The sequence below is a fragment of the Candidatus Tisiphia endosymbiont of Beris chalybata genome (assembly GCF_964026555.1).
In the GTDB taxonomy this organism is placed as follows: domain Bacteria; phylum Pseudomonadota; class Alphaproteobacteria; order Rickettsiales; family Rickettsiaceae; genus Tisiphia.
The window spans coordinates 1,198,199-1,210,251 of the sequence record NZ_OZ032159.1 but is presented as its reverse complement, the minus strand read 5'-3'; the positions used below and the strand labels follow the sequence as shown (position 1 = coordinate 1,210,251).

The 12,053-nt window shown below is 35.7% G+C and carries 7 protein-coding genes and 2 pseudogenes; 4 read left to right on the top strand and 5 right to left on the bottom strand.

Going from position 1 to position 12,053, the window contains the following annotated elements; all coding sequences use genetic code 11:
* Positions 1 to 8 precede the first annotated feature (8 nt).
* Positions 9 to 620, top strand: coding sequence for a transposase (locus AAGD44_RS05805; RefSeq protein ID WP_341763783.1), 612 nt, complete (start codon positions 9 to 11; stop codon positions 618 to 620).
* 98 nt (positions 621 to 718) lie between these two features.
* Here the strand turns inward: AAGD44_RS05805 and AAGD44_RS05800 are convergent.
* A pseudogene (locus tag AAGD44_RS05800) lies at positions 719 to 841 on the bottom strand (IS982 family transposase); the annotation flags it as partial.
* 105 nt (positions 842 to 946) lie between these two features.
* Here AAGD44_RS05800 and AAGD44_RS07845 point away from each other — a divergent pair.
* A pseudogene (locus AAGD44_RS07845) lies at positions 947 to 1,969 on the top strand (transposase).
* A 250-nt stretch (positions 1,970 to 2,219) separates the two neighbouring features.
* Entirely contained in the window at positions 2,220 to 4,688 is a 2,469-nt protein-coding gene (locus AAGD44_RS05780; RefSeq protein ID WP_341763781.1) for an ankyrin repeat domain-containing protein, read from the top strand.
* Between the two features lie 243 nt (positions 4,689 to 4,931).
* On the opposite strand, the gene AAGD44_RS05775 is transcribed toward AAGD44_RS05780, so the two are convergent.
* Both AAGD44_RS05775 and AAGD44_RS05770 read right to left on the bottom strand, forming a co-directional pair.
* Complete coding sequence (locus AAGD44_RS05775; RefSeq protein WP_341763780.1) at positions 4,932 to 5,312, bottom strand: hypothetical protein; 381 nt, start codon at positions 5,310 to 5,312, stop codon at positions 4,932 to 4,934.
* 165 nt (positions 5,313 to 5,477) lie between these two features.
* Entirely contained in the window at positions 5,478 to 6,362 is an 885-nt protein-coding gene (locus AAGD44_RS05770) for an IS982 family transposase (protein WP_341763539.1), read from the bottom strand.
* 129 nt (positions 6,363 to 6,491) lie between these two features.
* Here AAGD44_RS05770 and AAGD44_RS05765 point away from each other — a divergent pair, with 129 nt between their 5' ends.
* Positions 6,492 to 6,698 carry a palindromic element RPE1 domain-containing protein gene (locus tag AAGD44_RS05765; protein ID WP_341763779.1) on the top strand — a complete coding sequence of 69 codons (207 nt, stop codon included), beginning with the start codon at positions 6,492 to 6,494 and terminating at the stop codon, positions 6,696 to 6,698.
* Here the strand turns inward: AAGD44_RS05765 and AAGD44_RS05760 are convergent.
* Positions 6,604 to 7,221 carry a transposase gene (locus tag AAGD44_RS05760; RefSeq protein WP_341763778.1) on the bottom strand — a complete coding sequence of 206 codons (618 nt, stop codon included), beginning with the start codon at positions 7,219 to 7,221 and terminating at the stop codon, positions 6,604 to 6,606. The two genes, AAGD44_RS05765 and AAGD44_RS05760, sit on opposite strands and share 95 nt — an antisense overlap.
* Before the next feature lie 672 nt (positions 7,222 to 7,893).
* Positions 7,894 to 12,021, bottom strand: a complete 4,128-nt coding sequence (gene rpoC, locus AAGD44_RS05755; RefSeq protein ID WP_410520975.1) for a DNA-directed RNA polymerase subunit beta' — start codon at positions 12,019 to 12,021, stop codon at positions 7,894 to 7,896.
* Positions 12,022 to 12,053 lie beyond the last annotated feature (32 nt).

Sequence of the window (12,053 nt, the reverse complement as noted above, 5' to 3'; positions counted from 1 at the left end):
AAATCACTTTGGCTATAGCTGTAGATTCAACAGGTTTATCGCTTTATACTCATACTGAATGGAATCGAAAGAAACACCAACAGAATCAGCTAGCAGGTTATGAGAAATGGCGTAAATTACATGTAGCAATAAACGTTGCAACTGGAGAGATTTTGGAGAGCAGATATACAAAATCTACAGCCAATGATGGTGCTGAGTTGTCATCATTGCTTGATTCGATACCAGAAGAAATATCAGCAGTATGTGGTGATATGGCTTATGATACAGTGAATTGTCGAGCAGCAATTAAATTAAAAAAGGCACGCCAACTTATACCGCCGATAAGGCATGCACGAATAGCCAAAGATAATAGAAATATCAAGAAAAAATACCATGAGATTTTATATGAAAGAGATGAAGCTATCAGATACATTCAGTATAATACTATTAACGGGGATACTTCATTAGCGTGTAAATCATGGAAAGAAAAGAGTGGCTATCATGCGAGATCTTTAGTTGAAACTACTATGTGGCAAATAAAAAGCCATAGTTCTGACTATTTAAGCAATAAAAGTGAACAAGCTAGAATGACACAGGCGCGAATAAAATGCAAAATTGTTAACTTAGTTAACGCTGCTTAACTTTTTGGGGATTCCGCCTCTTCCAACTCTTATTCTCCATGCAACAAGGCCATTTCCTTCTCGCAATGACAATGCTCCGGCATCAACTATTTATCGGCAATGCCTGTATCTTCTCCTCTTAATAATTGCATTAACAATGCTAATGGTAGTATTAACCTAGGCCACAGCTGAATTATACGGCTATAGCTTGGCAAGTTAAAATAACCTCGATATTTATAACGCGAGTTTAGGATAAGGAGAGTTTAGAGAAGTAATAAGAAAGGGCTTTTCAAATCAAAGATGTTGAGTTATAAGAAATTTTTTAAAGAAAATCAAGATAACTCAACATGAAAAAATGTATCACAACAGTATATTATTTAATAGATAATTTTTGTAAAATTTATCAAGAATGGGAAGGTAAGAAGTTGATTGTTTCTGATAGGAAGCGCCAAAGACAAGGAAGTTTAACTCTTTGTGAATTATTAACTATAGTATTATATTTTTATTTATCTCCTTGCAAAGATTTTAAAAATTATTACTTATACCATTTACCCTATAAATATCGAGGTTATTTTAACTTGCCAAGCTATAGCCGTATAATTCAGCTGTGGCCTAGGCTAATACTACCATTAGCAATATTAATGCAATTATTAAGAGGAGAAGATACAGGGATATATTTCATCGACTCTACAAAATTAGCAATTTGCCATAATAAACGTACAGGTAGCAATAAAGTATTTGGTAAAATTGCTAAAATTGGTATGAGTAGTTATGGGTGGTTGATGGGATTTAAATTACATTAGCCCTCTTGCATAACCTAATCTAATTGGTAATTTTGTCGTCGAAACTCCTCTCTGTTCCTCACGTACGTCTATGTACGCTGCGGTACTCGACTTCGTTTCTCCTAAAAATTCTTCAATTATCTTTAGGTTATGCAAGAGGTCTATTTAATTATTAACAATAAAGGAGAGATAATGGCAGTTAAAATTACTAAAGGAAATAGAAGTGATATCTCTACTGTTTTGTCTATAACTCAAGGGTTAGAAGGTAAATTATTTGGTGATAAGGCTTATATATCAAAGGAGATATTTAACAAACTTTTTGCTAAAAGCTTACGTTTATTTACCAGTATTCGCAAAGATATGACAAAACATTTACTTGGAATAGAAGATAAAGTACTGTTAAAGAAAAGAGCTCTAATTGAGTCAGTATTTAATGTACTCAAAAATTGCATGAATCTAGAGCATGCAAGAAATAGATCACCTGTTAATTTTCTAATCCATATTTTGGCTTGTGTGGTAGGATATGCTATTAAAAAACTTAGCTTGAAATTAGTTACTTCTGCTAATCCTCCTTTGTTCTTATCCTAAACTTGCGTTCATACTACAGAGGATGATTATTTTTTGGAAATAGTATTATACTAACTTGTTAGAAAATATATGATTGAATAATAATATGATCTCTAATGAAATAAACGCTGCTCAGGCCGCTGTCAAATAAAATACTTGTAATATTAATAGCATTATATATCATGTCTAAACTATTAAACATTAACTTATTTATAATCTATTAACATTGTTATTAGCGTTATTATAAACAACTTTAATTCTCTAAGTATTTATGTCAAAACGTCAGCATACTATAAATAACGCAACTGAAAAGCCCAGTAGTAAAAAGCAAAAAATCGACCTTCATTATAAGGAATGCCGCAATCAAATCGCTGACATTTTACTAGAGGAAGATAGGAAGGGACAACAAAAACTTCAACACCATATAGGTAAAGATTTTAGTACCTTGACTGAATTAGAAAAGTTAATACAGGAATATACAAGTTGTAATTACAGTATAGAAGTAGCAAACTCTGAAGGAGAGGCCCTCTTTGCTATTGCATTTTTTGCTAGCGATATGGAGGTTGCAGATATCCTTATAGAACATGGCGCTATCACTTATATATCGCAGGAGAAGTATACGCTGGATGAGGCAGAGATAAACATAGGCTCCCCTACTTTGATAAATGAACAACAACATAGTGAACAACAACTAACAGCAGTATCTCAAGATAGTAGTGATGATAATATAATTATTGTAACTACAACTGATAATATTCTACTTAACGTTATAGAAGATGAGCACATTATTGAGGAAACTCTTACTGAGTCAGAACTAATACAAAAGGAAATAAGTGAGGTTTTTGATAATCGGACATTACGTCAACTAACTACAAAATATGGTCCGGAAGCAATTATACACTTTTATGCAGATAATAAAATTGACTTAGAGCATAAAGATAACGATGGCGATGCTCTATTACATATTTTAGCTGAAGAAGGAAAGGATCAGTTAATTAGGGAACTAATCCCTACGCTTAATATCACGATACCAAATCAGTCACATTATACTCCTTTACATCTGGCGATTGCCAATACACACCATGAAGCAGTTAAAGCTCTTATAGAGGCTGGAGCTAATATAAATTATAAAAATACCTTTGGTCAAACACCATTACATACTGCAGCTATATTAGGGGATCTTAAAATGGCTGCTTGCTTGTTAAGATATAACGAACCAGATTTAAGTATACGAGATCACAGCGGTTACACTCCTATAAATTGCGCCATTGAAGTAAAGAATAATGAAGTAGCTGAACTGTTGATCCAGCATGCTACTCATTTGCAGACCCCGCTACCTAATACTACTACTGAGTTACACGTTGCCGTTAAAATAGGAAATACAAAGTTAACTAGGTTGCTCGTAGAAAAGAAGGCGGATATAAATGCACAAGATCACAAAGGCAAGACTCCTTTACGCCTTGCACAAAAATTATTGTCTAGAGATGAATTATTGTCTAGAGATAAAGAGCATTATAGTAAAATAATTAAGTTTCTCGTAGAAAATGGAGGTAATTTAGGAATAGGAGATCAGCAGAATAGTACTTGTCAAGAGATGATCAGTGCGTACCCGCAGAGTAATTACTCTGCTACCAATGCTAATCCTGCTAAGGAAATATTAACAATTTTACCGCAATCCACTTCTGCGGAGTATTTAACGCCCCCAGTGCGATTAATGCCAGAAATACCTACCTCTATTCCTGTATCGGTAATAGTGAAATCCGCCCCTACAAAGGGTATACCACAAAATTCTCCTCAGTTTACTTCGACAACTACTCATGCAAATTACAATAATTATGCTGGCCAACCAGAAGTAGAATTTGTTTGCTCAGTGCCTAGGCCTCTTATTAGAAAAAATATCAGGTTATTAGCCCCTGAAGATAAGGTACAGGCAGTATTTGAGATACTGGAACAAAAATGGAGAGATGCAGGAGAAAAACATATACTTGAACTGTCTTCTTTTGACGGAGTAAGTCCCTCACCGCTGAGGCAATTCACATATATTGATTCTTTTTTAGATAAAAAAATGTTTAAATTGTTACAAGCTATAGCTAATTTGCCCTCTGACTCGCAAAAATTTAATACCAATCTTGCGGCACTTAGTGCGATATCGAGCGGCCAGAGTGTAAGCTCTAATTTTCGCGCGATAGGGAAGGCCCTCTTTGGGAAGGATGAACAAGGTAACTATAAGATTAAGGAAGAATCCGAGTTTTTATTGGAATGTATATCTCTCCCTAACATAGCTAATATATGTTGGAGTAATGTTGCTAAAGAGAAAATTAAAGTGATAAACATAACAATTGACTATAGTAATAAAATATTTTCACTACTACGCACAGCTAAAAGTGAACCCTCTACATCTATTGAATCAACTAAGGCTATTGACGAATTGTTGAATCAATGGAACACAGCATTAAAGGACTTAATACCTAGCATGGAATTAAAATTCTTAATAAACAAGGTAAAAACCAAGTGTATAGAAATAATAAATACTGAGAATTTAAGTAATGCTGACGATAATAATAGTACTACTATTATGACTCATAATGCCAAAATTAGCATTAGAGATGAGGAGAAGAACAACATAAATGAGGATAATTTTACTCCGCTTCCTAATAATACAGCAATAATTAATTATGATTTCCCAACTCCAGTAGAAGGAGCATCATCAATTACTCTTCTAGGAAGTATAACTCCTTAAAACAATATCAATACTTCCATAAATGGTTTTCTCCATGATGTAAATTTATGGCATTTTTTCTTGCAGAACCGCAGCGTACTAAATGTATAGCTTATATCATTATGATACATGTATGATAGTATGCGGGAAGTATAGTAGTCATGGATACTTGAAGATAAATCCTCTGTACGTACCTTAGGTCTATGCTATACGTGAGGATTCGAGAACGAGAAACCGGTGCAATTGCCAAATAGTACTGATTAGTTAGGCTCCAAAAAGTTGCTGTAGGCCTTGCAAACCATAGTACCCTACGATTTTTGTAGGGAGGCAGAGTAAGTAGTAAGAAGTTCTATTTTTGGAGGTATTAATAAGGTGCGTATTAGTTGAGTTACAGCTATTAATGATAGATTGATAAAAGATATTTTTAATATGATCAAACCCGTAAGTAAATAATGAAAATAATTGTTTTTCAGTGGTTTTTTGGAGTTTTATACGGATTGGGTTTAGTGAATTTTGTATTAAGCCATTCTTAACTATTAAAGCTGAAGCAATAGCAGTTACCACCAATAATTTTTTGAATCTATCCAAATTTACTAAGTGACTTTTTTCAATATCAAAGCCTCCGCTTTTGAGATGCTTAAACAACCGTTCGATGGACCAGCGGTACCTATAAAGCGAAAATATCAACTTCGACCTCAATTGATGACACCAAAACCATCAGTTCATTTTTATCATTTCTATATGCAGCAAAATTGACTTTTCTATCCCACAATATTCCAGCACAAACCTTACGCCATGTTCGACTTTTTTTTAGCAGGTAACTAATTTTTCGAGTTGTGTTGGCACAAGTTTTAAAGACTTTGTCAAAAATGTAGCAATAGTATGAGCAAGTAATTTTCTAGCGATGCGAGATTGTAGATGCCAGTAACTCTTAACTCTGATAGCATTAATAGCAAAACGTTCTGTAAGCTGACCAATAACAGTTTCAATTAAACGACGAGTAGCAGTAATCCATTTAAGGAAATTCTTGGATCTATTATCCTTCATATTCTTTTTTAAAGGTGTTTGTAAATCAATGTTTTTGGTGGCCAATTCATCTTTTAAATCCTGACCAAGATAGCCTTTATCGCCCAGTACCATGCCACTAATATTAGGAGACATTACTTGCAGAGCTTCACGTTCAGACCCATTAGCAGGAGTTATCATGAATCCAGCTATTCGACCTTCTTCATTAATTAATACGTGTCCTAGAAAACCGTAATAATAGCTATCTTTCGAAGCGCAGTACCCATAGTCAGCGTATTCCTTAAAACATCGCCCTCTCGTTGCTCGGGCCAAATTTATTACAGGAATCGGTACCCCATCTATCATATGCAGATCTGATTTGCTTGCACTCTTAAACAAGTCGGCAAGCAGCATGTTCTTAATAGATAAAAGACCGCTACATTGCTTCACATAAGACGGTCTACTCTTTAGATTGGGAAACCATTCTTGAAAATGACGTTTAAAATATTCCCATATCTGCTTGTCTTGGTGCAAACCGATAAATTCTCCCACCACTTCCATTGTTAATGCTTCCACGTCACTTAAGCAAGGTGGAAATCCTGCTTTCCTTACTTTGATATTTTTGGTTATTATAGTCATTTTTTCTTCTATGAAACAATACACAGTAATAATAAACTCTTCTAGGGTCATAGCTTCTTTCTCGATAATTGAACTATGACCTTATTAGGCTATCCTATTCTTTTGTCAATCTTAAAAAAAAGTCGAACATGGCGTAAACCTTATATTTTAAGGCTTTGAGATCATTAAATATTAGACCTCTTGCATAACCTAAAGATAATTGAAGAATTTTTAGGAGAAACGAAGTCGAGTACCGCAGCGTACATAGACGTACGTGAGGAACAGAGAGGAGTTTCGACGACAAAATTACCAATTAGATTAGGTTATGCAAGAGGTCTATTTTTCCAATCGTTAAAGTTTTTAAACCTTTCTCAAGACGAATTTGGTGATCCGTTCTTAGGGGAATAGCAAATCTTATATGATTATCTATTAAGAAATTTAACCATTCTTTATTCATAAATTCTCGATCAGCAAGTAAATATTTTATTTTTTCAACCCCAAAATTGTCAATAAACTTCTGCAAAAATTCTTCCATAAATTCTTTAGAACAAGCTCCACCATGCGATAAAGAATGCCAATATATTGGCACTGATATCTTACCAATTACAATTACTAAAAACAAAATATTAATATCTGTTTTACCAAATTTCCAATTTGTTCGATCCATTGCTACAACATAATTTCCTACACCGAACAAGCTTAACAGTAATGATGCAACCTTCATATAATCAAAAGTAAATTCTTTTAACAATCGATAAATCCTATGGATTTTTGACGATGCTTTAGCATCACCTGAAATACCAAGCGCTAAACCCTTTGGGTCGATAGAACCTCCAGTTATTAAACTGATTATCATCCCAGACAAACATTTTAATCTTGATTTATTTCCGTCTATATATAAAATCAATTCTTGAAGTAGTATTTGGTGCATAGTTTCTCAAAAAATATCAACCTTATACTACTTCTTCCCTCCCTAAATCAACCCTCCAACCCAAAAGTAGTCATGCATACTTGAAGATAAATACCCTGTACGCACCTTAATGGACTATACTATACATAGACGCATCTCAGGAGCAGAGAGAGGAGGGTTCCGACGACAAAATTATCCAACTAAAAGGACAATACTACCAAACTAAGGAGGCTAGACAAAATAATCTATATAATCTATTCTGGTTTAACTGGAATGGAGCTATGGTATAATTCGATTCTCACGACAATTTAAAAATCGCGCTCAAAGGTTGCAACAAGTGATTATCAAGAATAACAAACGTCATTGCGAGAAGGCGTGAAGCGCCACCCGAAGCAATCACGAGAATTAAATTATCGTGATTTTGTAGATTTTCCTGGATTGCTTAGTCGGTTGCAGTAAACAACCTCCTCGCAATGATGTTTGCGGTAATATTTTACTTAAAGCCATTTTAGTCTTGTTCAATTTTAGAGTGGGACTTTTAAACTGCCTTGCTCGAGTTTCTATATTTATAAGCATAGGTTATTTTGTCTAGCTTCCTAAGACAGATTACCAAGCTAGGGACAAATCGCCGCTAGCTTGACTTATGCAGGAAGTCTATTATAGCCCCATTGAGAAAAATCGGGCGCCTCATTTTTATGAAGCGCTCTCTTCTTGATCTAATTTTGCAGCTAGTTTACGCATTCTATTCATATAAAATCCTGTACCCGCTGGCACTAACCTTCCTACTATCACGTTTTCTTTAAGACCACGTAATTTATCAACTCTTCCAGCTATAGCTGACTCTGTTAAAACTCTTGTAGTCTCTTGGAAGGAAGCAGCAGAAATAAACGACCTAGTCTGCAGAGAAGCTTTAGTAATACCTTGTAAAATTGGTTGTGCCTCAGCTGGTCTTAGGCCGTTACTGATAGCTTTAGCGTTAATTTCTGCGAATTCCCTATGATCAATCTTTTCATCAACCATTAAAGTAGTATCTCCAGAATTTGTTACTTCTACCTTCTGTAGCATCTGACGAATTATTACTTCAATATGTTTATCATCGATTTTCACCCCCTGCAGACGATACACTGCTTGAATCTCCCCAACCATATAGCTTGTCAGCGCCTCAACTCCCATTACTTTTAGGATATCTTGAAGCACTGGGTTGCCGTCAATCAACATATCTCCTTTTTTTACAAAATCACCTTCATTAATAACCACATGTTTGCCTTTTGGCACCATATATTCAATTGGCATAGAACCATCAGTTGGATGAATAACAATACGCCTTTTTGACTTATAATCTTTACCAAATTCAACTCTACCGTCTATTTCTGCGATGACAGCATGGTTTTTAGGGCGCCTAGCTTCTACTAGTTCAGCAACTCTTGGGAGCCCGCCAGTAATATCCTTAGTTTTAGTAGATTCCCTAGGAATACGGGCTAAAATATCCCCTACTGATACTTGCGCCCCATCTTCAACACTTAAAATAGCATTGACAGGTATATAATACCTAGCCTCTAAGCCATTAGATAACATTATAGTATTATTATTTTCATCAACTAACTGGACCCGAGGCCGTAGTTCCGCTCCACGAGAATATTGTTTAGATTCAATTATAACCTTACTAGAAATACCGGTTGCTTCATCCGTAACATCTCGGAGTGATACTCCTTCTACCATATCTTTAAATAAGACTTTACCAGATTTTTCGGTAATAATTGGAATAGTATAAGGATCCCATTCAACTAATTTTTCTGTTTTACTCACTTTATCAGTATCATCAGCGATTAACCTAGCGCCATATGGTACTTTATGCCTTGCTTTTTCATTTCCATTATTGTCCAATAACAATAACTCACATGATCGGCCCATTACAATTTTACGCCCTGCCGAGTCAACCACAACGTTCCGCCCTAGAATTTTGATTTTTGCATCATGGGAAGCTTCGATCGATGATACCTCTACTCCTTTAGTAGCTGCCCCTCCAATATGGAATGTTCTCATAGTTAGCTGCGTACCCGGTTCACCAATTGATTGCGCTGCAATCACGCCAATTGCTTCTCCTACTGACACTAATGAGCCAGTAGCCAGATCTCGACCATAACATTTTACACATATCCCATCCGCAATTTCACAAGTTAAAACAGATCTTACCATGACCACATCTAAACCAGATGATTCAATTTCTTCTAACTTAGTTTCATTAATCAATTCCCCTGCAGATAATAGTAATTGATTAGTTAAAGGGTGATATACTTCAATTGCTACAGTCCTACCTAAGATTTGTTCAGCAAGGGAGACAATTACTTCTCCCCCATCCATTATACTTCTTACTTCTATTCCCTTATTTGTCTCACAATCGTCATCAGTGATTATACAATCTTGGGCAACATCAACTAACCTCCTTGTTAGGTACCCAGAATTAGCAGTTTTCAATGCAGTGTCAGCAAGGCCTTTACGAGCACCATGAGTTGAATTAAAATATTCAAGTACAGTAAGCCCCTCACGGAAGTTAGAAATAATAGGAGTCTCAATAATTTCACCTGATGGCTTAGCCATTAAACCTCTCATACCAGCTAGCTGTTTAATCTGAGCGGCTGAACCCCGGGCCCCCGAAGAAGCCATCATATATATGGCATTTACTTTCTGATGGTTAGGCTTATCATTCACTGGGGTGGTGGCAATTTCTTTCATCATATCATTGGCCACTTTATCAGTACACCTAGACCAAGAATCAATGACTTTATTATATTTTTCGCCATAAGTAATTAGGCCATCCGCATATTGTTGTTCAAATTCTTTTACTTCTGCTAAAGTTGAATTTATATGATAATTTTTGGATTTTGGGGCCACCATGTCGTCCATACCGAAAGAAATACCAGAGGAGCAAGCATATTTAAATCCTAACTTCATTAATTGATCGGCAAAAATAACGGTAGCTTTTTGCCCACAATGACGATACACTAAATCAATTACACCAGATATATCTTTTTTGGTCATTGCTTTATTTACCACTTTGAACGCGACATTATAATTATCAGGTAATAATTGCCCTATAATTAGCCTGCCAAGCGTGGTATCCACCATAACTGACACAATTTGCCCTTCTGCATTTAACAAATTACGACGAAACTTAATTTTAGAGTGAATTGTGATCACCTTGTGGTGCAACGCATGTTCAATTTCAGACATGTTAGCAAATTTCATTCCTTCCCCAGGTTCATTATCAAAAGCCATAGTCAGATAATAAAGCCCTAATACTATGTCTTTATCCGGCACAATAATTGGACGCCCATTTGCAGGGCTTAAGATATTATTAGTAGACATCATGAGAACTCGCGCCTCAAGCTGGGCTTCGATCGAGAGAGGTATATGTACCGCCATCTGGTCACCATCAAAATCAGCATTGAAGGCGGCGCATACTAACGGGTGTAATTGAATAGCTTTCCCTTCGATCAACAACGGCTCAAATGCTTGAATCCCTAAACGATGTAAAGTAGGAGCTCTGTTAAGAAGAACAGGATGTTCGCGAATTACTTCTTCTAAAATATCCCATACTTCCGGCTTTTCAGCCTCCACCATTTTCTTTGCCGCTTTTATAGTGGTAGCAATTCCATATAATTCAAGTTTTGAATAAACAAATGGTTTAAACAATTCTAATGCCATTTTCTTTGGTAAACCACATTGATGTAACTTAAGATCTGGGCCCACAACAATGACAGACCGACCAGAGTAATCTACTCTCTTACCAAGCAAATTCTGACGGAATCTACCCTGCTTTCCCTTTAGCATATCACTAAGAGATTTAAATGGGCGTTTGTTAGTATTTTTTACTACTTTACCGCGGCGCCCATTATCAAACAATGCATCAACAGACTCCTGTAGCATCCTTTTTTCATTTCTAACGATAATATCTGGCGCCTTCAATTCCAATAGTCTTTTTAATCGATTATTCCTATTAATAACTCTTCTATAAAGTTCATTAAGATCAGAAGCTGCAAATCTTCCCCCATCAAGCATAACTAAAGGCCTGATTTCCGGTGGAATCACTGGCAGGACATTCATAATCATCCATTCTGGTTTGTTTTCAGATTCTAGGAAGTCCTCAACTAATTTTAATCTTTTGACAATTTTTTTCTTTTTAACTTCCGAAGAAGTGTTTAATAAATCTTCTTGTAAGCTTTTTTTCAATTCTACTAAATTTAGCTCGGACAACATTTGTTGCACCACTTCCGCTCCTATAGAAGCAGTGAAATTGTCTTCTCCATATTCATCTTGAGCTTTTTGCAGCACATCCTCTGATAATAGGTCTCCTTTTTGTAAGGCAGATAAGCCTGGATCTACTATCACATAATTTTCAAAATATAGAACCTTTTCTAGATCTTTCATAGTCATATCTAATAAGGTACTAATTCTTGAGGGCAAGGATTTTAAAAACCATATGTGAGCTACCGGCGCTGCTAACTCTATATGCCCCATCCTTTCTCTTCTTACTCTAGAAGTAGTAACTTCAACACCGCATTTTTCACAAGTAATGCCCCGATATTTCATCCGTTTATATTTACCACAAAGACATTCATAATCCTTAACTGGCCCAAAAATCGTAGCACAAAATAACCCTCTTCTCTCTGGTTTAAAGGTGCGATAATTGATTGTTTCAGGCTTTGCAACTTCTCCAAAAGACCATGAACGAACCTGATCCGGACTAGCAATATTAATTCTGATCTGATCAAATTGCTGCGTACTACTTAATTGCCCGTAAAAATTTATTATTCCCGTCATAAACATTCTTCCTTAAAAAATTTTATATTAGG

What these genes read in the sequence shown, in the direction of transcription:
- AAGD44_RS05780 (WP_341763781.1), top strand. Translation starts at nt 2,220, where the DNA reads ATGTCAAAACGTCAGCATACTATAAATAACGCAACTGAAAAGCCCAGT.
- AAGD44_RS05770 (WP_341763539.1), bottom strand. Translation starts at nt 6,362, where the DNA reads ATGACCCTAGAAGAGTTTATTATTACTGTGTATTGTTTCATAGAAGAA.
- AAGD44_RS05760 (WP_341763778.1), bottom strand. Translation starts at nt 7,221, where the DNA reads ATGCACCAAATACTACTTCAAGAATTGATTTTATATATAGACGGAAAT.
- rpoC (WP_410520975.1), bottom strand. Translation starts at nt 12,021, where the DNA reads ATGACGGGAATAATAAATTTTTACGGGCAATTAAGTAGTACGCAGCAA.